Annotated in this window: 15 protein-coding genes and 1 pseudogene; 11 read left to right on the top strand and 5 right to left on the bottom strand. The window is 73.3% G+C overall.

Going from position 1 to position 21,589, the window contains the following annotated elements; translation table 11 throughout:
* Positions 1–5: 5 nt before the first annotated feature.
* From HCC30_RS07040 to HCC30_RS07030, 3 genes are all read left to right on the top strand, one after another.
* Complete coding sequence (locus HCC30_RS07040) at positions 6–218, top strand: hypothetical protein (protein WP_169441472.1); 213 nt, start codon at positions 6–8, stop codon at positions 216–218.
* A gap of 278 nt (positions 219–496) precedes the next feature.
* Positions 497–1,687 carry a cysteine desulfurase family protein gene (locus HCC30_RS07035; RefSeq protein WP_169441471.1) on the top strand — a complete coding sequence of 397 codons (1,191 nt, stop codon included), beginning with the start codon at positions 497–499 and terminating at the stop codon, positions 1,685–1,687.
* A gap of 92 nt (positions 1,688–1,779) precedes the next feature.
* Complete coding sequence (locus HCC30_RS07030; protein ID WP_169441470.1) at positions 1,780–3,489, top strand: PP2C family protein-serine/threonine phosphatase; 1,710 nt, start codon at positions 1,780–1,782, stop codon at positions 3,487–3,489.
* Positions 3,490–3,697: 208 nt separating this feature from the next.
* Here HCC30_RS07030 and HCC30_RS07025 read toward each other — a convergent pair whose 3' ends face one another.
* Entirely contained in the window at positions 3,698–4,357 is a 660-nt protein-coding gene (locus HCC30_RS07025) for an N-acetylmuramoyl-L-alanine amidase (protein ID WP_169441469.1), read from the bottom strand.
* A gap of 54 nt (positions 4,358–4,411) precedes the next feature.
* Here HCC30_RS07025 and mnmA point away from each other — a divergent pair, with 54 nt between their 5' ends.
* The gene (gene mnmA / locus HCC30_RS07020) at positions 4,412–5,599 is read left to right on the top strand and encodes a tRNA 2-thiouridine(34) synthase MnmA (protein WP_277347956.1); all 1,188 of its coding nucleotides are present in this window, start codon (positions 4,412–4,414) and stop codon (positions 5,597–5,599) included.
* 49 nt (positions 5,600–5,648) lie between these two features.
* Here the strand turns inward: mnmA and HCC30_RS07015 are convergent, their stop codons facing one another.
* Positions 5,649–6,668 (bottom strand): rod shape-determining protein, encoded by a 1,020-nt coding sequence (locus HCC30_RS07015; protein ID WP_169441468.1) that lies wholly within the window; start codon positions 6,666–6,668, stop codon positions 5,649–5,651.
* Between the two features lie 464 nt (positions 6,669–7,132).
* Here HCC30_RS07015 and HCC30_RS07010 point away from each other — a divergent pair, with 464 nt between their 5' ends.
* Positions 7,133–8,620 carry a class I SAM-dependent methyltransferase gene (locus tag HCC30_RS07010; RefSeq protein ID WP_169441841.1) on the top strand — a complete coding sequence of 496 codons (1,488 nt, stop codon included), beginning with the start codon at positions 7,133–7,135 and terminating at the stop codon, positions 8,618–8,620.
* Positions 8,621–9,458: 838 nt separating this feature from the next.
* On the opposite strand, the gene HCC30_RS07005 is transcribed toward HCC30_RS07010, so the two are convergent.
* Positions 9,459–11,429 (bottom strand): NAD-binding protein, encoded by a 1,971-nt coding sequence (locus tag HCC30_RS07005; protein WP_240979391.1) that lies wholly within the window; start codon positions 11,427–11,429, stop codon positions 9,459–9,461.
* A 22-nt stretch (positions 11,430–11,451) separates the two neighbouring features.
* On the opposite strand from HCC30_RS07005, the gene HCC30_RS07000 reads away from it, so the two are divergent.
* A complete protein-coding gene (locus HCC30_RS07000) occupies positions 11,452–11,982 on the top strand; it encodes a TIGR00730 family Rossman fold protein (RefSeq protein WP_169441839.1) in 531 nt (176 codons plus the stop codon).
* Between the two features lie 39 nt (positions 11,983–12,021).
* On the opposite strand, the gene HCC30_RS06995 is transcribed toward HCC30_RS07000, so the two are convergent.
* Both HCC30_RS06995 and HCC30_RS06990 read right to left on the bottom strand, forming a co-directional pair.
* Entirely contained in the window at positions 12,022–12,903 is an 882-nt protein-coding gene (locus tag HCC30_RS06995) for an ABC transporter permease (RefSeq protein ID WP_169441467.1), read from the bottom strand.
* A complete protein-coding gene (locus HCC30_RS06990; protein ID WP_169441466.1) occupies positions 12,900–13,937 on the bottom strand; it encodes an ATP-binding cassette domain-containing protein in 1,038 nt (345 codons plus the stop codon). Before HCC30_RS06990 ends, HCC30_RS06995 begins: the two co-directional genes overlap by 4 nt.
* A 206-nt stretch (positions 13,938–14,143) precedes the next feature.
* On the opposite strand from HCC30_RS06990, the gene HCC30_RS06985 reads away from it, so the two are divergent.
* The 5 genes and pseudogenes from HCC30_RS06985 (at position 14,144) to gatC (ending at position 21,586) form a co-directional block, all read left to right on the top strand.
* Entirely contained in the window at positions 14,144–14,833 is a 690-nt protein-coding gene (locus HCC30_RS06985; RefSeq protein ID WP_169441465.1) for an SDR family oxidoreductase, read from the top strand.
* On the top strand, positions 14,830–15,864 hold the full coding sequence (locus tag HCC30_RS06980) for a methionine synthase (RefSeq protein ID WP_169441464.1): 1,035 nt from the start codon (positions 14,830–14,832) through the stop codon (positions 15,862–15,864). The genes HCC30_RS06985 and HCC30_RS06980 overlap by 4 nt, the downstream gene beginning before the upstream one ends.
* 66 nt (positions 15,865–15,930) lie before the next feature.
* Complete coding sequence (ligA, locus tag HCC30_RS06975; RefSeq protein ID WP_169441838.1) at positions 15,931–18,138, top strand: NAD-dependent DNA ligase LigA; 2,208 nt, start codon at positions 15,931–15,933, stop codon at positions 18,136–18,138.
* Positions 18,139–18,426: 288 nt separating this feature from the next.
* Positions 18,427–20,580, top strand: a pseudogene (locus HCC30_RS06970) (bifunctional diguanylate cyclase/phosphodiesterase); the annotation flags it as partial.
* A gap of 709 nt (positions 20,581–21,289) precedes the next feature.
* Positions 21,290–21,586, top strand: coding sequence for an Asp-tRNA(Asn)/Glu-tRNA(Gln) amidotransferase subunit GatC (gene gatC / locus HCC30_RS06965; protein ID WP_169441462.1), 297 nt, complete (start codon positions 21,290–21,292; stop codon positions 21,584–21,586).
* The last annotated feature ends 3 nt before the right edge of the window (positions 21,587–21,589 follow it).

Genomic DNA, 21,589 nt, shown 5'->3' with positions numbered 1-21,589 from the left:
TCGGTATGTCCGCACCGGTTGTCGTCCATCCGCCCGTCCCCGAGGGAGGCCGCCGGGTCACCGCGCGGGGCGAATTCCTGGGCACCGCCTACGGCATGGTCGACCTCATCGAGTTCCTCCGCCGTGCCGGGCTCGACCTGGCGACGATCGACCTGCACGACAAGGACCTGATCGACTGGCAGGGCGGCGGCCCCGAGACCTGGGAGCCCGAGACCTGACCCGCCCCGCCCGCAACCGCATCTCCCGCCGCCCTCCCCGCCGTTCCCCGGCCGGGAGGGCGGCGCGCGTGTGTGCGGGGCTTCGGAACGGGGCCGAAACCGGACCCCGGCAGCGGAATACGCGCGGTCGCCGTGCGGTTCCCGCCTGTTGACCGTCGCGGGAGCCCGCGCACAGCGCGGTGCCCCGCATCCGCCCTGCCCGCCCGGCCCGTGCCCCGCCAGCGGCGGGCATGCGCCCGGCGGGCCGCAGAGCCGCTGCTCGTAGAATCGGGGGCACCATGGCTGTTACCGCCCAAGGCTCCGCCTACTTCGACCACGCCGCCACCACGCCCATGCTCCCCGAGGCGATCGAGACGATGACCGCGCAGTTCGCGGTCGTCGGCAACGCCTCGTCCCTGCACGGCGCCGGACGGCGGGCACGCCGCACCGTCGAGGAGGCGAGGGAGGCGCTCGCCGCCGCCCTCGGCGCCCGCCCCAGCGAGGTCGTCTTCACCTCGGGCGGCACCGAGGCCGACAACCTCGCCGTCAAGGGCCTCTACTGGTCCCGGCGGGACGCCGACCCGGCCCGCACCCGCGTACTGGCCAGCCCCGTCGAGCACCACGCGGTGCTCGACACCGTGCAGTGGCTCGCCGACCACGAGGGCGCCGACGTCGAGTGGCTGCCCGTCGACCACCACGGCCGTGTCCACCCCGAGGCGTTCCGCGAGGCCGTCGAGCGGGACCCGGGGACGGTCGCGCTGGCCACGGTCATGTGGGCGAACAACGAGATCGGCACGATCATGCCGATCCGTGAACTGGCCGGTGTCGCCGCCGAGTTCGGCGTACCGCTGCACGCCGACGCGGTGCAGGCCATCGGGCAGACGGAGGTCGACTGGGGCACCTCGGGCCTCGCCGCGCTGACCCTCACCGGGCACAAGATCGGCGGCCCGTACGGCGTCGGCGCGCTGCTGCTGCGCCGCGAGCACAGCCCCGTACCGCTGCTGCACGGCGGCGGCCAGGAGCGCGAGGTGCGCTCCGGCACCCTCGACGTCCCGGCCGTCGCCGCCTTCGCCACCGCGGCCGAGCTCGCCGTCGAGCGGCGCGAGTGGTTCGCGCGGGAGATCGGCGGACTGCGGGACGAGCTGATCGCCGGCGTGCGGGAGGCCGTGCCGGACGCGATCCTCGGCGGCGACCCCGACCCGGCGGGCCGGCTCCCCGGCAACGCGCACTTCTCCTTCCCCGGCTGCGAGGGCGACTCGCTGCTCCTGCTGCTCGACGCGCAGGGCATCGCCTGCTCCACCGGCTCGGCGTGCACCGCCGGGATCGCCCAGCCCTCGCACGTCCTGCTCGCCGTCGGCGCCGACCCCGAACTCGCCCGCGGCACCCTCCGCTTCTCGCTCGGGCACACCACCACCCGCGAGGAGGTCGAGGCGCTCACCAAGGCGATCGGCCCCGCCGTGGAACGCGCCCGCGGCGCCGGCCTCAGCTGACGCGCCCCGCTGGCGGGGGTGTGCCGCGTCGGCGAGCATTCCCCGTGTGGGCGGCGACGCCGGACCCGAGCGCACGTCTGGGGTGAGGCGAGGTGAACACACCGTGGTGGGACGACGGGGCTCCGGAACTGCGGCGGATCAGCGACCTGCTGGCCGCGCAGCGCCGCCACGTACGCCGCTTCACCGCCCGGCACCGGGCGTGGGCCGAGACGTTCCCGGCGGGCGGGGAGGAACTCCCGGACATCCGGGAGCTGCCCGCCCCGGACGCGCAGGCGGTGCTCGACGCCGTCCCGCTCGCGGCCATGCTGCTGGCACCGCTGCACGGCCCGGACGGCGCGGTCCGCGACTTCCGGTACGTCACGCACAACGTCGCCGCCGGCGAGTACGCGGCGCGCTACCTGGGCAGCGTCGTCTCGCCGTGGCCGGGACGGGTCCCGATCCTGCGGTACTACCCGCACATGTCCGAGACCGCGGTCCCCGGCATGTTGGCCGAGGTGCTCCGCACCGGCCGCAGCCAGGGCCCCGTCCCGGCCGAGTGGTACGTACGGGACGCCGACGGGCGCCCGGTGCGGGTCAGCAACGAGGTGCGCGCCGCCCGCTGCGGGGAGCTCGCGCTGCTGAGCTGGGAACGCGGCGAGCGCAGCCGGATGGCGCTGGCGGCGCAGCGGCTCGCCCGCGTCTGCTGGGCCGAGTGGAACCTCGCCGACGACGAGGTGATCACCTCGACGGGGCTCGGCCTCGTCCTCGGCCTCCCCGAGCAGGAGGCCAAGCCGCGCCTGATGGAGCTGGCCCGGATGACCGCGCCGGAGTACCTCGGCGCGCTGGAGGAGGTGCTGCGCGCGGCCCTGGTCCTGGGCAAGGAGGCGACGTGCGACCTGCGGTTCACGCACGCGCCCGAGCGCATGCTGCGCCTCGTCGCCGAGCCGGTACGGATCATGGACGGCCCCGTGTGGACCGTACGGGCCGTGCTCAGGGACGTCTCCGAGGTCGGCCGCAGCCGCGAGATGGCCGAGCGGGCACGCCGGGAGGCGCGCCGCCAGCAGGACCGGGCCGAGGCCGTCGCGGAGATCGCGGAGCGGCTGCGCGAGGCCGTGCTGCCCGGCTTCCCCGCCGACACCGCCCGGCAGGGCCTGGAGTCCGCCGCCGTCTACCGGCCCGACGCGGGCGAGGCGGGCGTCGGCGGCGACTGGTACAAGACGCGGATGCTGCCGGACGGACGCGTGCTCGTCGCGCTCGGGGATGCGCGCGGGCACGGGCTGGACGCCGTCGCGCTGATGGCCAAGCTCCGGTACGCGCTGGCCGGGCTCGCCTACACCGGCGCCGTCGTCGAGCGGCTCACGGCCTGGCTCAACGAGCTGGCCTGCGACGACGGCCGCGAATCCACCACCACTGCGATCATCGCCCGCTACCACCCCGAACGCTGCCTGCTCCGCTGGACCTGCGCGGGCCACCCGCGTCCCGTCCTGGTGCGGGACGGGCAGGCGCTGCTGCTGCCCGGGGCCGTGGGCGGGCCCGGGCTCCCGCTCGGGGTGCTGCCGCACGCCACGTACACGGCCACCGAGACCTGGCTGCGCGGCGGGGACGTGCTGCTGCTCTACTCCGACGGCCTGATCGAGCACCGCGGCGAGGACCTCGACGTCGGCATCGCCGCCCTCCGCGCCGCGGCCGAACGCCGCGCCGGCAGCCTCGCCCCCGGGCCCGAGGCCCTCCAGACCTACACCGACGCCGTCGTCAGCGACCTCACGGGCCCGACCCAGATGGACGACGCAACCGTCCTCACCTTCCGCGCACTGGGCGCGTAGCGCCCTTTGGGGGCGCGGGGAACTGCGCGAACGGCCACGGCGTACGGGGTGGCCCGGCGACGGCGATGAGCACCCCGCGCCGTGGCGGGCCCGCGAAGAGGGGCGCGGGGAACTGCGCGAAAGGCCCGAGCCACGACGGCGCCGCACCCGAAAACCGGGGCGAGCCCGCACACAAGGGGCAAAAACGCACCCCGCGCCGGGGCGGGCCTCAGCCCGACTTCCCCCGCGACAGCGACCGATGCTCCGCAGCGACCAGCCGCACATACCGCTCCCAGTCCCAGTGCGGCCCAGGATCGGTGTGATCAGCCCCCGGCACCTCGTGGTGACCGACGATGTGCTCCCGGTCGGGCGGAAAGCCGTAGCGCCGGCAGATCCCGGCCGCCAGCCGCGCCGACGAGCGGTACATCGCGTCCGTGAAGTCCTCCGGCCGGTCCACGAAGCCCTCGTGCTCGATCCCCACGCTGCGCTCGTTGTACGCGCGATTGCCCGCGTGGTACGCGACGTCCAGCTCCCGCACCGTCTGCACGACCGCACCGTCCTTCGCCCGCACCACGTAGTGCGCGGCCGCCGCGTGCAGCGGGTCCTGGAACACCTTGAGCGCCGTCGCGAAGTTGCTCTGCGTCACATGGATCACGATGCGGTCGACGGTGTAGTCGAAGGGCCGGTCCGCGGTGCGGAGGTTCGCCGCCGAGGCGGCCAGCCAGCGCGCGTCCGCGTAGTCCACCTCGCCCTCCCTGCGCTGCTGGTCGACGCCGGGCAGGCGCCACCACAGACGCGAGGTCTTGTCCCAGGTCAGCGCGCCGGCGGTGCCCAGTGCGACGGCCGCTCCGCCGCCCACCAGCAGCCTCCGCCGAGAGATCGGTTCCATGGAGGGGATAACGCCGACGGAGGGCGCGGCGGTTCCGTCTACCCTGGAAGGGTTATGACTGACGCCCCCCGCAGCTCGCCCCCTCCGTCCGCACCCCCGCAGCCGAAGCACGCCGACGGGACGCCGCGCCCGCTGCGCGTCCTCGCCGCCATGTCGGGCGGTGTGGACTCCGCCGTCGCCGCGGCCCGCGCCGTCGAGGCGGGGCACGACGTCACGGGGGTCCACCTGGCGCTCTCCGCCAACCCGCAGTCCTTCCGCACGGGCGCGCGGGGCTGCTGCACGATCGAGGACTCGCGGGACGCCCGCCGCGCGGCCGACGTGATCGGCATCCCGTTCTACGTCTGGGACCTGGCCGAGCGCTTCCGCGAGGACGTCGTCGAGGACTTCATCGCCGAGTACGAGGCGGGGCGCACCCCGAACCCGTGCCTGCGCTGCAACGAGAAGATCAAGTTCGCGGCGCTGCTGGACAAGGCCCTCGCCCTCGGCTTCGACGCGGTCTGCACCGGCCACTACGCCACCGTCGTCGTCCGCGAGGACGGCAGCCGCGAGCTGCACCGCGCCGGCGACGCGGCGAAGGACCAGAGCTACGTCCTCGGCGTGCTCGACGAACGCCAGCTCGCGCACGCCCTGTTCCCCCTCGGCGACACCCTCACCACCAAGGAGGAGATCCGCGCCGAGGCCGAGCGCCGCGATCTCGCCGTCGCCAAGAAGCCCGACAGCCACGACATCTGCTTCATCGCCGACGGCGACACCCAGGGCTTCCTCGCCGACCGCCTCGGCCGCGCCGAGGGCGACATCGTCGACGAGGACGGGCAGAAGCTCGGCACCCACGAGGGCGCGCACGGCTTCACCATCGGCCAGCGCAAGGGCCTCCGCATCGGCCACCCCGCCGCCGACGGCAAGCCGCGCTACGTCCTCGACATCTCGCCGGTGGACAACACCGTCACCGTCGGCCCCGCCGCCTCCCTCGACGTCACCGCGCTCACCGCCATCCGGCCCCGCTGGTGCGGCACCCCGCCCACCGGTCCCGGCACGTACACGGCCCAACTCCGGGCGCACGGCGGCGAGACGGAGGTCCGCGCCGAGCCGGCGGCCGACGGGACGATCGAGGTCCGCTTCGCCGAGCCGGTGCGCGGCGTCGCCCCGGGCCAGGCCGTGGTGCTCTACGACGGCACCCGCGTCGTGGGCTCCGCGACGATCTCCGCCACCCACCGCGAGCGGGCAACGACCCAGCCGGCGTGAGCGGTTGACGCCGGGGCCCCTCGTCCGGGGCCCCGGCCCGCCGGCCCCGTCAGGCGCCGGCGACGGTGGCGGGGGAGGAGAAGACCGTCTCCAGCTTGTCGAACTCCTCCAGGCAGCGGCCCGTGCCCAGGGCCACGCAGTCCAGCGGGTTCTCCGCGATGAAGACCGGCATGCCCGTCTCCTTCGCGAGCCGCTCGTCCAGCCCGTGCAGCAGCGCTCCGCCGCCGGTGAGGACGATGCCGCGCTCCATGATGTCGCCGTACAGCTCCGGCGGGCAGGCGTCGAAGGCGGTGACCACGGCCTGCACGATGGCCGCCGTGGGCTTCTCCAGGGCTTCCTTGATCGCGGCGTGGCTCAGCTCGACGGTCTTCGGCATGCCGGTGTTCTTGTCCCGGCCGCGTACCGGAACCGAACTGCCCTCGCCGAGCGACATCTTGATGTCCTCCGCGGTCCTCTCGCCCACCGCCATCGAGAAGTTGCGCTCGATGTAGGAGGCGATCGCCGCGTCCAGCGCGTCACCCGCGATGCGCGCCGAGTGGGTGGCGACGGTGCCGCCGAGCGAGATGATCGCTATCTCCGTGCTGCCGCCGCCGATGTCCACCACCATCGAACCGCGGGCCTCGTGCACGGGCAGGCCCGCGCCGATCGCCGCCGCCATCGGCTCCTCGATGAGGTGCACCGAGCGTGCGCCGGCGCGCGTGGCCGTCTGGAGCACGGCCCGGCGCTCCACGCCCGTCACGCCGCTGGGGACGCACACGACCACGCGCGGGGCGCGGCCGCGGCCGACGCGCGCCATGCGGATGAACTGGCGCAGCATCCCCTCCGTGGCCTCGAAGTCCGTGATCACGCCGCCCTTCAGGGGGCGGGTGGCGGTGATGGTGCCCGGGGTGCGGCCGACGGCTTCCTTCGCTTCCGAACCGACCGCGAGGACTTTGCCGTTTCTGGAATCAATCGCCACGACGGACGGCTCATTCAGGATGACTCCGCGTCCGCGGACGTATACGAGGGTGTTCGCCGTGCCGAGGTCTATCCCGATGTCGCGGGTGCTGAACGTGCTGCTCTTCGCCATGTGGTCTCGCCGTGTTCGGTGCGGGGTGTGCCGAATTGTCGTACTGGGAGCGCAGCATACCTAACTGTCCTGGTTTCAGGCCAAGGTGGGTCCGGAAAATCTGAGATCGCATCAACGCTGGTGGGAAGCGGTTTCCCGGCCAACATCGCAGGTATGGGGCTCACTTGGGTGGCATAGATCGGGCCGACATGGACAGCTATGCGTCTGGAGTCGGAGCGCGGTACTCGCGACTGAGACCTGTCATGTCCAGGGACGGGGGCCGCGTCCGCAGGCCACCATCCTCAACTACTGGAGGTTTCGTCATTACCGCGCAACCGGTACAGGAGTTCGGAGACAACCCCGTCGATGTCCGGGAGACCGGGCATTACACCGAAGAATATATTCCCAGCTTCGTCGAGAAATGGGACTCTCTCATAGATTGGGAGAAGCGGACCCAGAGCGAGGGCAACTTCTTCATCGACCTTCTGCGAAAGCGGGGGGTGAAGAGCGTTCTGGACGTCGCCACGGGGACCGGCTTCCATTCGGTCCGGATGCTCGAGGCCGGATTCGAGACCGTCAGTGCAGACGGCAGCGCCGACATGCTCGCGCAGGCGTTCTCCAACGGAATGGAGAACGGCGGCCACATCCTGCGCGTCGTCCAGGCCGACTGGCGCTGGCTCAACCGGGACGTGCACGGCGAGTACGACGCCATCGTCTGTCTCGGCAACTCCTTCACGCATCTCTTCTCGGAGCGCGACCGGCGCAAGGCGCTGGCCGAGTTCTACGCGATGCTGAAGCACGACGGAATCCTCATCCTCGACCAGCGCAACTACGACGCGATGCTGGACGAGGGGTACTCCAGCAAGCACACGTTCTACTACTGCGGCGAGGACGTCGCGGTGGCGCCGGAGTACCTGGACGAGGGGCTGTGCCGCATGCGGTACAACTTCTCCGACGGGTCGAAGTACTACCTGAACATGTTCCCCCTGCGGAAGGACTACACCCGCAGGCTCATGTCGGACGTGGGCTTCCAGACCATCGACACCTACGGCGACTTCCAGCACACGTACCGGAACGAGGAGGAGCCCGACTTCTTCGTCCACGTGGCGCAGAAGGAGTACATACCGGAGGACGACGGCGCCTACTCCGCCGCCACCAACACGGCGCGCAGCTACTACAACTCGCCCGACGCCGACACCTTCTACCACCAGGTGTGGGGCGGCGAGGACATCCACGTCGGCATCTACCAGGGCGCCCAGGAGCCCATCGCCGACGCCAGCCGCCGCACCGTGGAGCGGATGGCGGGCAAGCTCGGGCTGACCGCCGACCAGACCGTCCTCGACCTCGGCGCCGGATTCGGCGGCTCGGCCCGCTACCTGGCCGAGACGTACGGCTGCAAGGTCACCGCGCTCAACCTCAGCGAGGTCGAGAACGAGCGCAACCGTGAACTGACCGCGGCCCGCGGCCTCACCGCCAAGATCGACGTGGTGGACGGCTCGTTCGAGGCCATCCCGGCCGACGACGCCTCGGTCGACGTCGTCTGGTCGCAGGACGCCTTCCTGCACAGCGGCAACCGGAACCGGGTGCTGGAGGAGATCGCGCGGGTGCTCAAGCCCGGCGGCCAGCTGGTCTTCACCGACCCGATGGCGGCCGACGGCACCGACGTCAAGCACCTCCAGCCGATCCTCGACCGTATCCACCTCGACGACATGGGCTCGCCCGGCTACTACCGGCGCCAGCTCGCCAGCCTCGGCTTCCGCGCCGAGAGCGAGGGCGGCTTCGAGGAACTGCGCGAGCAGCTCGTCAACCACTACGGCCGAGTGCTCGCGGAGACCGAGAAGCAGGAGAAGGAGGGCCTCGGCAACAAGATCAGCTCGGACTACCTCGAGCAGATGAAGAAGGGACTCGGCCACTGGGTCGAGGGCGGCAGCCGGAAGAACCTCACCTGGGGCATCTTCCACTACCGCCGCTAGCACCCCGAGGTACGGCAACCGCACGGAGCGCGCCGACGGCAACGGGACCGGCAGGGAGGCCGGCACCGGCCGCACCGCACCGTCCCCCACGGTGCAGGCAGAGCGCGACCGTTACGTACACACCCCCGCACAGACCGGTGACCCCACAGGAGGGGACCCGGCGGTGGCCTCCACGAGAGCGAGGACGCCGCTGAGGACCGGCTGGTGCCCAAGGCGCCGGACACACCGGCCGCACTCCGGCGGCCCCGGTGACGGCGCACGCCCCGCGGCCGCGGCGGACCGGAAGGACCGCCCGACGGACGGCGGTGGAGCGGCAGCCCGGCCGTCGGCAGAGCACCGACGGTGACTCGAGAGCGGGCCTTGGGCGGGACGGAACGCCACGACGGCGGCGGCCGGTTTCAGCGGCCGTTTTTCGCAGCGTCGGGAGCGCGTGCTCCTGGACGTCGTACGAGCGTGCCCGCGCGCAACCCAGCGCGCGGGCACGCGGGGCTTCTTCTGGGGGCGCGCTTCTCGGGGTTCGCGTTGCGTCGCGGGGTGCGGGGCCGTCGTGGCTCGGGGTTTCGCGCAGTTCCCCGCGCCCCTGTTTGTGGGCTCGGCCCGGTGGTTCGGGTGCGGCGCCGTTGTGGCTCGGGCCTTTCGCGCAGTTCCCCGCGCCCCTTATTCGCGGGCTCGCCCCGCTTGGGAGGTCTGCGCCGAGGCGCAGGGCTGGCAAGCGCAGCGCGGGCCCGCCCCGGCGCGGGGTGCTCCATGCCGTCACCGGACCACCCCGTACGCCGTGGCTGGTCGCGCAGTTCCCCGCGCCCCTTACGGGGCGATCCTCCCCGCGCCCCTGGCGGGGCTACCAGCCGTGGCCCGGTGTGCGTGGGTCGTCCTGGGCGCGGGGGGACGGGGGGCCGAAGTGGTATTCGCCGGTGCCGGGGATGGGGGGTGTGCCGTGGCCGGGGCCCGCGGCCATCAGGCGGCCCAGGCCACGGCGGGTCGCCGCGACCACCACCCGCTCGCCGGCCCGCAGCACGTGCTCCGAACTGACCTTCCACTCCAGCCCGTTGCGCCCGCCCGAGGGCACCGGCGTCATGGAGGACAGATCGCGCTGCTCGCCGCCCGCGCCCGCCGCGTCGAGCGCGACCACCCGCCAGCCCTCGGTACGGCAGGCGTCGGCGACCGTACGGTTCTCCAGCAGCGGGTTGCCGCCCACCTCGACCGCGGCGAACACCAGCACGCGGCGGCCCACCGGGATCGCGCCCAGCACCTGCCGCCCCATCAGCGCCCCGGCGAAGGCGGGTGCCGCCAGCGCGGACACGCTGCGGCTGCGGGTCTGCGCCGCCGGGTAGGTGTCGCGCAGGGTGCGGTAGACCGTCGAGGCGAACTCGTCGTCGAACAGGCGCATCACGACGCGGAGTTCGGGCTTGACCTGGCGGGCGTAGAGCGAGGCCTCCAGGTTCGTGCCGTCGTTGCTGGTCGCCGCGAGCAGCGCCCGGCTCCGCTTGATCTTCGCCTCCTCCAGCACGCCGTCCTCCGTCACGTCCGCGATCAGTGTCGGGACACGGCGGGCCCGGGCCAGCGCGACGCCGCGCGCCTCCGGGTCCCGCTCGATGCAGACGACGGGGATGTCCATCTCCAGCAGCCGGTCGAGGACCCGGGTGCCGACCTTGCCCAGGCCCAGCAGCACCACGTGCCGGGACAGCCCGCGCGGCGGATCGGGCAGCGCCACCGCCTTGCGGAACGCGCCGTAGCTCTCCAGCACCACCGCCAGCAGCAGCGGCAGCAGCATCATTCCGGCCAGCGCGGCGAGCAGCTGCATCACCTGCTCGTCGCCCGGCTCCTCGGCCTTCGGGTCGTTGATCGCCAGGACATCCAGCAGCGTCACGTACGCGGCGTGCAGCAGACTCTCGCCGCTCATCAGCCAGTTGACGGCCGTCAGCACCAGCACGATCACCGACATCAGCAGCAGCGCGTACCGCAGCCGGCGGGAGAACAGCTCCTTCAGCACCGGGGCGCGCGGGAACCGGCGCGCACGCGGGGGCTCGTACCCGGGGCGCCGGGTGATGGCCTCCAGGACCACCGTGCCCCGGTGCGCGGGCAGGCCCTCCAGCTCCGCCTCGTCCGGGAGCAGGACGGGCCCGTCCCGGTCGTCCGGGTCCTCGTCGACGTCTCCCTCGTCGGAGTCCTCGGCGCCGGGCAGCAGGGCCAGCGTGCACAGCGGGTCGCGGCGGCCCGCCGTGCCGACGGTGCGTTCCTTCGCGCGCAGCAGCAGCCCGTCCGCGTACACGATCTTGTCGCTGCCGACGACGGCGGCGGCGACCAGGGACGGGGCGGCCGTCTCGGAGTCGGAGAGCACCGTCGTCGAGGCGTCGACCGTCGCCGGGTCCATGGCCGGGTTCCGCACCCGGGCGGCCCGGTCCAGCAGATCCTCCAGGTAGCGGCCCAGGGTGGGGTTGAACATCCGGATGACGAGCCGCAGATGGGGGTTGATCCGGCGGGCGCGCAGCGCGATCGAGATGTTCAGCTGGTCGTCGCCCGAGGTCAGGGCCAGCGCGCTGGCCTCCGCGATGCCCGCCCTGTGCAGCGCCCCGTCGTCCGGGACCTGGGCCTCCACCGCGTCCACCGCCAGATCGGCGCGGCCCGTCAGCTCCGCGATCTGCGGGCCGTGGTCACCGCCCCGCAGCGAGGGCAGGACGACGGTGACGCGCTGCGCGTACACCGTCGCCAGTTCCTTCGAGAGCCGCTGCGCCAGCGCGTTGTCCCCGCAGATCACCATGTGACCTTGCCGTACGGCGCCGTCCCGCTCCCCGTCTAGGCTGCTGTCCATGGCCCCCAAGGACAGTTCCCCCCTGAACATCTGCGTCTTCTGCTCCGCCGCCGAGCTCGGCGACGAATACACCGCCCCCGCACGGGAGTTCGCCGAGCTTATCGGCAGCGGCGGCCACACCCTGGTGTGGGGCGGTTCGGACGTCGGCCTGATGAAGGTCCTCGCCGACGGGGTGCGCGGCTCCGGCGGACGCCTCGTCGGCATATCCGTGGAGTTCCTGCGCGCCTCGGCCCGCGAGGACGCGGACGAGATGATCGTGGCCGCCGACCTCGCCGAGCGCAAGGCCCTCCTGCTGGACCGCGCCGACGCCGTCGTCGTCATGGTCGGCGGGACGGGAACGCTGGACGAGGCCACCGAGATCCTGGAGCTGAAGAAGCACGGCATGCACAGCAAGCCCGTCGTGCTGCTGAACGCCGCCGGTTTCTACGACGGGCTGCGGCGGCAGCTGGAGCGGATGGAGGCCGAGGGCTTCCTGCCACTGCCGCTCGACCGCCTGGTGACCTTCGCCGAGTCCGGCGAGGAGGCCATGGAACTGCTGGCCAAGGAGCGCTGACGGCCGCCCGCGGGCCGGTGGACTCCGGCCCGCGGAGGCTCACTTGCGGTTGTAGAGCCGCATCGTGAGGCTGCCGAAGACCGCGATCAGGGCCGCCGAGGCGACCAGCGTCCAGGTGATCTCGGCCGTGTCCCAGCTGCCCGAGGCCATCCCCCGCACCGCAGCCGTGAGCCGGGTGACGGGGTTGACCTCGACGAACGCCTGGAGCCAGCCCGGCATCGTCCGCGGCTCGACCAGGATGTTGCTCAGGAACGTGAGCGGGAACAGCACCATCATCGCGACGCTCATCACGGACTTCTCCGAGCGCAGCAGCAGCCCGAACATCGTCCAGATCCACGAGAACGCGAACGAGAACACCACCAGCAGCACGATCGCGCCCGCCACCCCGGGCACCCCGCCCTCCGGCCGGTAGCCCATGACGAGCCCGACGACGAGGATCACCAGCGAGGCCGTGGTGTACCGGAAGGCGTCGCCGATCAGATAGCCGACCATCGGCGCGGGGCGCCAGATCGGCAGCGTGCGGAACCGGTCGAACACCCCTTTCCCGATATCGGTGTTGACCGAGACGCCGGTGTACATCGTCGTCATCACGACGCTCATCACCATGATCCCGGGCAGCAGGAACTGCAGGTAGTCGCCCGTCGAACCGGCGAGCGCGCCGCCCAGCAGGTAGGTGAACATCAGCGTCATCATCACGGGGAAGACGGTGACGTCGAACAGCTGCTCCGGGACGTGCTTGATCTTCAGCACGGCCCGCCAGCCGAAGGCCGCCGAGGCGGCGAACGCGCTGGGCCGGTGCGGACGTCCGGTCGCGACCAGGACGTCGGCGAGCTGCCCGGCGGCGCCGCTCCCGGGCGCCTCGCGCGGGGTCCCGTCGACGGGACCGGCCACGGTCCTGGTTCCGGTTTCAGTGCTGCTCATGACGTCGGCTCCCGGGTGCTGTCCGTGGCGCGTCCGGGCCCGTCGGACGCGGTGCGGTCGGTGAGGGCGAGGAAGACCTCGTCCAGGCTGGGCTGGCCGAGCGCGAAGTCGTCGACGCGGACGCCGGCCGCCGTCAGCTCGCGCAGCGCCCGGGCCGCCTGCTCCGCGGCGCCCCGGGCGGTGCCGTCCCCGGAGACGCGGGCGCTGAGCCCGGCCGGGTCGGCAGCCGGGCGCACCGGCGAGCCGAGCAGCCGCTCCAGCAGCCGGGACGCCTCGCCGCGCTGCGCCGCGTCGCGCAGCCGGACGTGCACCGAGCCCGCGCCGATGGACGACTTGAGCTCGCCCGGCGTCCCCTCGGCGATGACCCGGCCGTGGTCGATCACCGCGATCCGGTGCGCCAACTGGTCGGCCTCGTCCAGGTACTGGGTCGTCAGCAGCACCGTCGTGCCCTGTGCGACGACGGCGCGCACGATCTCCCACACCTGGTTGCGGCTGCGCGGGTCCAGCCCGGTGGTCGGCTCGTCCAGGAAGAGCAGGTCGGGGGTGTTGAGGATGCTCGCGGCGATGTCGATCCGCCGCCGCATACCGCCGGAGAACTTCTTGACCTGCCGGTTCGCGGCCTCGGTGAGCCCGAAGGCGTCCAGCAGCCGCTCCGAGCGGGCTCGCGCCGCGCGCCGGGTGTGGCCCAGCAGCCGGCCGAGCAGGACGAGGTTCTCGGTGCCGGTGAGGTCCTCGTCGACGGAGGCGTACTGGCCGGTGAGGCTGACCCGGGAGCGTACGGCGTCGGGCTCGCGCAGCACGTCGTGGCCGAAGACGCGGGCCTGTCCCGCGTCCGGCCGCAGCAGCGTGGCCAGGATCTTCACCGCGGTGGTCTTGCCCGCGCCGTTCGGGCCGAGGACGCCGTAGACGGTGCCGGCGGGGACGGCGAGATCGACGCCGTCCACGGCGCGGGTGCCGCCGAAGGACTTCACCAGCCCGCTGGTGGAGATCGCGAGCGGCGGCGGGGGCGCGGAGCCGGGGGACGGAGCAGGCATACGGCCCTCCCAGGGAACTCGCCCCCGCCCCTTCGACGGGAGCGTCGAGAGTGCAGACCCCTTCCGCGCCGCCGATTCATCGCGGCCCGCGCGGAAGAACCCGTGGGCCGTGGAACCCCGCACGGGGCGCGAATGTTCCCGCGGGGCGGTCACCGGGGGCGGACCGGAGGCGCGGCACGGTCCGCGGCTGCGCGAAAATGGACCGCATGGCAACACATCTGATCACCGGTGCGGGTTCCGGCATCGGCGCCGTCCTCACCCGGCGCCTCCTCGAACGCGGCGACGAGACCTGGCTGCTGGCCCGTGACGCGGGCCGCGCGAAGGAGCTCGCCGAGCGCTTCGAGGGCGCGCGTACGCTCGTCGGCGACCTCGCCGAGCCCGACCGCCTCTCCTGGGCGCTGAGCCACCAGGAGCTGCCCGGCCGGCTCGACTCGCTCCAGCACGTCGCCGGGGTCGTCGAGCTCGGCACCGTCGCGGAACTGGGCACCAAGGTCTGGCAGTCCACGCTCACCGCCAACCTGCTCGCCCCCGCCGAACTGACCCGCCTGCTGCTGCCGCAGCTCCGCCTGGCCAAGGGCCACGTGCTCTTCGTCAACTCCGGTGCCGGGCTGGCCGCCAAGCCCCAGTGGGGCCCGTACGCGGCGAGCAAGCACGGGCTGAAGGCGCTCGCCGACTCGCTGCGCGGCGAGGAGGCGGCCAACGGCCTCCGCGTCACCACCGTCTACCCGGGCCGCACGGCCACGCCGATGCAGGAGAAGGTGCGCCGCCAGGAGGGCGGCGCGTACCAGGCGGACGCGTACATGGAGCCCGAGTCCGTGGCGACGACCCTGCTGATGGCCCTGGACCTGCCCCGGGACGCGGAGGTCACCGACCTCTCCGTCCGGCCCTCCGCATGAGCGCCCCGGCCGGTCCCGGCGCACCGCGCTCCCCCTGGGGCGCGGCCGCCGCCACTGGTGTCGGGTCGATGCCGGGCGGGGACGCGCGGGAGGCGGCGAAGACCGTCACCGGCAGCCTGGAGCGGCTGCCGTACCTGCCGGAGCTGCCCGCGCGCGGGCCCGGCGCCGACATGACCGGGCGCACGGCCGGGATGCTCGTCGAGATGTACGCGAGGGTGGAGCCCAGCGGCTGGCGCATCGGCGACCGGCCCGGCCGGGACACCCGCCGCGCGCGTGCCTGGCTGGGCGAGGACCTGGACGCGCTGGAGGAGTTCACCCAGGGCTACGAGGGCCCGCTGAAGATCTCCGCCGTCGGCCCGTGGACCCTCGCCGCCGCGCTGGAGCGCCGCAACGGCGAGGCCATGCTGGGTGATCCGGGCGCCTGCCGGGATCTCGCGGCCTCGCTCGCCGAGGGGCTGCGCGGCCACCTCGCCGAGGTGCGGCGGCGGGTGCCGGGCGCGAGCCCGGTGCTCCAGCTCGACGAGCCCTCGCTGACGTCGGTGCTGCGCGGCACCGTCCGCACGGCCAGCGGCTACCGCACGTACCCGGCCGTCGACCGCGCGGTCGTCGAGGGGACGCTGCGGGATCTGGTCGGGATGCACGACGGGCCCGTGGTGGTGCACTCCTGCGCCCCCGGCGTGCCGTTCGCGCTGCTGCGCAGGGCGGGCGTCGCGGGCATCTCCTTCGACGCCTCGTTGCTCACCGAGGGTGAGGACGAGTTGCTCGGCGAGGCCGTGGAGGGCGGGACGACGCTCTTCGCCGGTGTGGTGCCGGGGGACGGGCAGGACGCGGGGGCATTGTCGGACCCGGCCGGTAGCGTCGGTGGGGTCAGGACGCTGTGGCGCAGGCTCGGGCTCTCTCCGGGGCTGCTCGCGGAGTCGGTGGTGGTCACGCCCGCATGCGGTCTCGCGGGCGCGTCCCCGGGCTACGCGCGCGCGGCGCTCGCCCACTGCGTCCGGGCGGCGAGATCCCTCGCCGACAACCCTGAGTGACCCGTTGACGACGTGCCTGACTCTGCGCGGGCCAACTGAGAGGACCACACGACGGTGGCTGGTGGACTGGCTGGAGAACAGGGCGCGCACCAGGCGACCGCGCCCGCCGGGGCGCGGGAGCGGCACAAGCGGCTGGCGGAGGAGATCGAGGAGCACCGCTTCCGGTACTACGTGAAGGACGCCCCGGTCGTCAGCGACGCCGAGTTCGACCGGCTGCTGCGCGAACTGGAGTCCGTCGAGGCGGAGTACCCGGAGCTGGTCACGCCCGAGTCGCCGACGCAGAAGGTGGCCGGGCAGTACGAGACGGAGTTCACCGAGGTCGAGCACCGGGAGCGGATGCTCTCGCTGGACAACGCCTTCGACGACGAGGAGCTGGCCGAGTGGGCCGAGCGCGTCGCGCGGGAACTCGCGGGCGTGGAGAGCCACTTCCTGTGCGAGCTCAAGGTCGACGGCCTCGCGGTGAACCTCACCTACGAGCACGGCCGCCTCACCCGCGCCGCGACCCGGGGCGACGGCCGTACGGGCGAGGACATCACGCCGAACGTCCGCACCATCGCCGACATCCCCGAGCGGCTCGCGGGCGACCGCGTCCCCGAGCTGGTCGAGGTGCGCGGCGAGGTCTTCTTCCCCATGGAGCGCTTCGAGGAGCTGAACGCGCGCCTGGTGGAGGCCGGTGAGAAGCCGTTCGCCAACCCGCGCAACGCGGCGGCCGGTTCGCTCCGCCAGAAGGACCCGAAGGTCACCGCCACCCGCCCGCTGCACATGGTGGTGCACGGCATCGGCGCCCGCGAGGGCTTCGACATCGACTGCCTCTCGCACGCCTACGACCTGCTGCGCGAGTGGGGCCTGCCCACCTCGCGGCACAACCGGGTGGTCGAAGGGCTGGCGGGCGTACGGGAGTTCATCGCCTACTACGGCGAGAACCGGCACTCCGTGGAGCACGAGATCGACGGCGTGGTCGTCAAGCTCGACGAGATCCCGCTCCAGGGCCGGCTGGGCTCCACCTCGCGCGCGCCGCGCTGGGCGATCGCCTGGAAGTACGCGCCGGAGGAGGTGAACACCAAGCTGGTCGACATCCGCGTCGGCGTCGGCCGCACCGGCCGGGTCACGCCGTACGCGGTGGTGGAGCCGGTGACGGTCGCGGGCTCGGAGGTCGAGTTCGCGACGCTGCACAACCAGGAAGTGGTCAAGTCCAAGGGCGTGTTCATCGGGGACACGGTCGTGCTCCGCAAGGCGGGCGACGTCATCCCGGAGATCCTCGGCCCCGTGGCGGATCTGCGGGACGGCAGCGAACGCGAGTTCGTGATGCCCGCCGAGTGCCCGGACTGCGGCACGGGCCTGCGGCCGATGAAGGAGGGGGACATCGACCTGCGGTGCCCCAACGCCCGCTCCTGCCCGGCCCAGTTGCGCGAGCGGCTGTTCTATCTCGCGGGCCGGAAGTGCCTGGACATCGAGCACTTCGGCTATGTCGTGGCCAGCGCGCTGACCCAGCCGCTGGAGCCCGCCGAGCCGCCGCTGCGGGACGAGGCCGGTCTCTTCGACCTCGCGGTGGAGGACCTGCTCCCCATCAAGGCGTACGTCCTGGACCCGGACAGCGGACTGCCCAAGCGGGACCCGAAGACGGGCGAGGAGAAGATCGTCACCCTCTTCGCGAACCAGAAGGGCGAGCCGCGCAAGAACACCCTCGCCATGCTGGAGAACATCGAGGCGGCGAAGGAGCGCCCGCTGGCCCGGATCATCACGGGCCTGTCGATCCGGCACGTCGGACCGGTCGCCGCCGAGGCGCTGGCACGCGAGTTCCGCTCGCTGGACCGCATCGCGGAGGCGGACGAGGCGGAGCTGGCGGCCACCGAGGGCGTCGGCCCGACGATCGCTGCCTCGCTCAAGGCGTGGTTCGCGGAGGACTGGCACCGCGAGATCGTCGAGCGCTGGCGGGTCGCCGGGGTCCGGATGGAGGAGGAGTCCGCCGGCGAGGAGGGCCCGCGTCCCCTGGAGGGCGTCACCGTCGTCGTCACGGGCACCCTCGCGACGTACACCCGGGACCGGGCGAAGGAGGAACTCCAGAGCCGCGGGGCGAAAGTCACCGGATCGGTTTCGAAGAAGACCGGTTTCGTGGTTGTCGGTGACAATCCCGGGTCCAAGTACGACAAGGCCGTGCAGCTGAAGGTGCCGATTCTGGACGACGACGGCCTCGGGGTGCTGCTCGGCCAAGGTGCGGACGCCGCGCGGGAGGCCGCACTCGACACCTCGGAGGAAGGTTCCGCCGAAGAGTAGGGGCGAGTGGAGCGGAATCCGTGCCCCGAAGTCCCCTCCTGTGCAACGGTGTTCTCTGTCCGTCCCGCACACCGCAGAATTCACCGCGGGACAATTCGCACAGAATCCGCACAGGAGGGGGCTGTTCTCGCTCCGCGGGGCTGGATCGCGACCATCGCATTCAGGCAACCACGGCCGATCGCTGCCCCTCGCAGCCTTCCGCGTCCTACTGTTGAAGCGGAAGCCTGTGCACGGGAAGGGGTCTGTGCACGCGAAGGGCGGGCACGGACGGCAGCGAGAGGGTCGGGCATGCAGGAAACCCCTGGGGGAGCACGACCCCCGTACCCCCGCCTGTCCGCCGAGACAGCCGGCGGACGTGCCGCGGCGACGGGCGGCACCGCGCGCGGTGCACCCGCGCCCGCGGGCCCGGGAACGGGGGGCCAGACCGGCGCCCCCGAGGACGTGTCGTGGTTCCAGCGCGTCGCCTCGGTGCACGTGCCGGGGCTGCCGCTGCTGGTCGCCGCGCTCGCGGTGCTCGCGCTCGGCACGGGCATCTTCCGTTCCCTGTACGGCGGTTGGGCACTGTTCCCGGACGGCGCCGCCGGCTGGTCGTTCGCGGTACTGACCGGAATCATCGTGGGCCACCTCGTCGCGCTCGGCCGCGACCGCTGGTGGGGCGGCACCGGCTCCGGCGCCGCGCTGACCCTCGCCATCCTGCTGCTGTACGGCTGGGTACCGGCCGTCCTGGTCAGCCTCGCCGTCGTCGCCCTCGTCGGCGCCGCGCGCAGGCACCGCTGGCGGCAGGCCGTGGTGCACGGCTCCGTCGACATCCTCGGCACCGGCTCGGCCGCGCTCGTCCTCGCCGCCTTCGGCAACACCCCCTCGGTGGAACACCCTTGGGACCCGGGCGCCTGGAACCTGCTCGCCGTGCCGCAGATCGTGCTGGCCTCCGCCGCCTATCTCCTCGTCACCCGCGCCCTGTTGTGGTTCTCCTTCGCACCGCGCCAGACGGGCCTGCCGACCGCGCTGCGCACCTCCGTGCTCCGGCACGGCCTGGTCGGCATCGCGCTGCTCGGCATCTCGCCGCTGATCGCGGTGGTCGCGCTGCACATGTCCGTGCTGCTCCCGCTGTTCGCGGTGCCGCTGATCGCGCTCGACACCACCCTGTGGATCGCCCGCGCCCGCGCCGAGGAACAGCTGCGCGACCCGCTCACCGGCCTCCCCAACCGCCAGTGGCTGCTGGAGCGCACCTGGTCGGCACTGGACGAGGCGGACCGGACGGGAGCGCGTTCCGCCCTCGTCCTCATCGATCTCGACCGGTTCCGCTCGGTCAACGACACCCTCGGTCATCTCGCGGGCGACCGGCTGCTGTTGCAGATAGCCGAACGGCTGCGCACGGCGCTCCCGCGCGGCGCCGAGGCGGCCCGGCTGGGCGGCGACGAGTTCGCCGTGCTGCTGCCCGTCGTGGACTCGACGACCAGCGCGCAGCGCGTCGCGCGCGGCCTGGTCTCCGCGCTGGGCTCACCGCTCGACCTGGACGGGCTGACGCTGGTGCTCGAGGCGAGCGCCGGCGTCTCCGTGTTCCCGGACCACGCGCACGAGGCCGAGGGCCTGCTCCGCCGCGCCGACGTCGCCATGTACGAGGCCAAGCGCGACCGTTCGGGCGTCGAGGTGTACGAGGCCACCCGGGACGGCAACACCCCCGACCGGCTCGGCCTCCTCGCCGACCTGCGCCGCGCGCTCGACGCGGGCGAGGTCGAACTGCACTACCAGCCCAAGGTCGGCTTCGACGGCGTCGTCTCCGGCCTGGAGGCCCTGGTGCGCTGGGTGCACCCGGAGCGCGGCCGGGTCCCCCCGGACGAGTTCATCGCCATAGCCGAGACCTCGGGCCTGATGCCCCGGCTCACCGAGTACGTCCTGGAGACCGCGCTCGCGCAGGTCGCCGACTGGCGCTCGCGCGGGCTGACCGTCCCCGTCGCGGTGAACGTCTCGCCGCGCGACGTGCACACCCCGGGCTTCGCCGGCGCCGTCGCCGGGCGGCTGGCCCGGCACGGGGTGCCGCCGGGCGCGCTCCAGCTGGAGATCACCGAGCACGTGCTGCTGGAGGACCCGCAGCGCGCGGCCGACACCCTCGCCGGGCTCACCGGGCACGGCGTGAAGATGTCGCTGGACGACTTCGGCACGGGCTACTCCTCGCTGGTGCACCTGCGGCGGCTCCCGGTCAGCGAGCTGAAGATCGACCGTTCCTTCGTCGCCCGCCTCGCGGTGGACGCCGAGGACGCCGAGATCGTCCGCTGCACCATCGACCTCGCGCACTCCCTCGGCCTGCTGGTCGTCGCCGAGGGCGTCGAGGACGACGAGACCTGGGAGCGGCTGCGGGACCTGGGCTGCGACGCGGTCCAGGGCTGGCTCGTCGCCGCGGCGATGCCGCCGGAGGAGACCACGGCCTGGCTCCGCGCCCGCGACGGTGTCGCCGCCTTCCTGGGCGGCGGCGCCGACCGGCCCCTGGAGCCGGGCCCCTCCGCGCCCGCCACGGGCACGGGTTCCGGTTCGGCCCCGGGCTCCGGTTCCGTCCCGGGCGCCCGCCCGGGCTCCGCCTCGGGGCAGGGCCACAGCCAGAGCCACAGCCAGAGCCACGGCACCGGCCCGGTTCCCGGCAGGCGGGTCCCGGGCAACGCCCTCCCGGGCGGGCCCGGCGGCACCGGCGGCCCGGGCCCGTACGGCGGCCTCACCGGGACCGGCACCGGAACGGGCACCGGCACCGGAACCGGCAACGGCAACGGGAGCCGCGGCGGCAGCCAGGGCGGTTCCGGCGAGCCCGGGGAGTACGGCGTGCGCGGCCCCTACGGCATCCCCGGCGCGTACGTGCCCTCCGCGCTCCCGGGCCAGGGCGGCGCCCGGCACCCGGAGGAGGGCGCGGGCGGACCGTACGGCGACGGCGGGAGCGGGCCCGGACCGCTGCCCGGCAGGGGCCTGCCGGGCAGGCCGGGAGCGAACCGGCCGCCGGGCTGGCAGCCCGTCCGGTAGCCGCCTTCGCGGGGCGCGCGGCCACCCTGAGGAGGGACCGCGCCGTCCACAGCCGGGCGGTTGTCCACAGCCCTTCGCGGACACGGGTGGCGGAGCCATAGGATTGCACCGAACAATCCGCCACTCACCCCCAGAGGATCGCTGCATGCCTGGCATCTCGCGCGAGGAGGTCGCCCACCTCGCCCGGCTGGCGCGTCTCGAGCTGAAGGACGAAGAGCTGGAGCACTTCGCCGGACAGCTCGGCGACATCATCGGAGCGGTCGCATCCGTCTCCGACGTCGCCGACGAGGACGTACCGCCGACCTCCCACCCGCTGCCGCTCACCAACGTCATGCGCCCGGACACCGTCCGGCCCGGCCTGACGGCCGAGCAGGCGCTCTCCGGAGCCCCCGCGCAGGAGCAGCAGCGTTTCAAGGTGCCGCAGATCCTGGGAGAGGACTGAGCG

This window comes from Streptomyces sp. HNM0574, assembly GCF_012726235.1.
Classification (GTDB): domain Bacteria; phylum Actinomycetota; class Actinomycetes; order Streptomycetales; family Streptomycetaceae; genus Streptomyces.
Note: the sequence above shows the minus strand (reverse complement) of the source record. Positions and strands in the feature narration are given on the sequence as shown.

Excerpts from the sequence above, each read along its gene's own strand:
- HCC30_RS07040 (WP_169441472.1), top strand. The coding sequence starts at position 6 with ATGTCCGCACCGGTTGTCGTCCATCCGCCCGTCCCCGAGGGAGGCCGC.
- HCC30_RS07035 (WP_169441471.1), top strand. The coding sequence starts at position 497 with ATGGCTGTTACCGCCCAAGGCTCCGCCTACTTCGACCACGCCGCCACC.
- HCC30_RS07025 (WP_169441469.1), bottom strand. The coding sequence starts at position 4,357 with ATGGAACCGATCTCTCGGCGGAGGCTGCTGGTGGGCGGCGGAGCGGCC.
- mnmA (WP_277347956.1), top strand. The coding sequence starts at position 4,412 with ATGACTGACGCCCCCCGCAGCTCGCCCCCTCCGTCCGCACCCCCGCAG.
- HCC30_RS07015 (WP_169441468.1), bottom strand. The coding sequence starts at position 6,668 with ATGGCGAAGAGCAGCACGTTCAGCACCCGCGACATCGGGATAGACCTC.
- HCC30_RS07005 (WP_240979391.1), bottom strand. The coding sequence starts at position 11,429 with ATGGACAGCAGCCTAGACGGGGAGCGGGACGGCGCCGTACGGCAAGGT.
- HCC30_RS06995 (WP_169441467.1), bottom strand. The coding sequence starts at position 12,903 with ATGAGCAGCACTGAAACCGGAACCAGGACCGTGGCCGGTCCCGTCGAC.
- HCC30_RS06990 (WP_169441466.1), bottom strand. The coding sequence starts at position 13,937 with ATGCCTGCTCCGTCCCCCGGCTCCGCGCCCCCGCCGCCGCTCGCGATC.
- HCC30_RS06985 (WP_169441465.1), top strand. The coding sequence starts at position 14,144 with ATGGCAACACATCTGATCACCGGTGCGGGTTCCGGCATCGGCGCCGTC.
- HCC30_RS06980 (WP_169441464.1), top strand. The coding sequence starts at position 14,830 with ATGAGCGCCCCGGCCGGTCCCGGCGCACCGCGCTCCCCCTGGGGCGCG.
- gatC (WP_169441462.1), top strand. The coding sequence starts at position 21,290 with ATGCCTGGCATCTCGCGCGAGGAGGTCGCCCACCTCGCCCGGCTGGCG.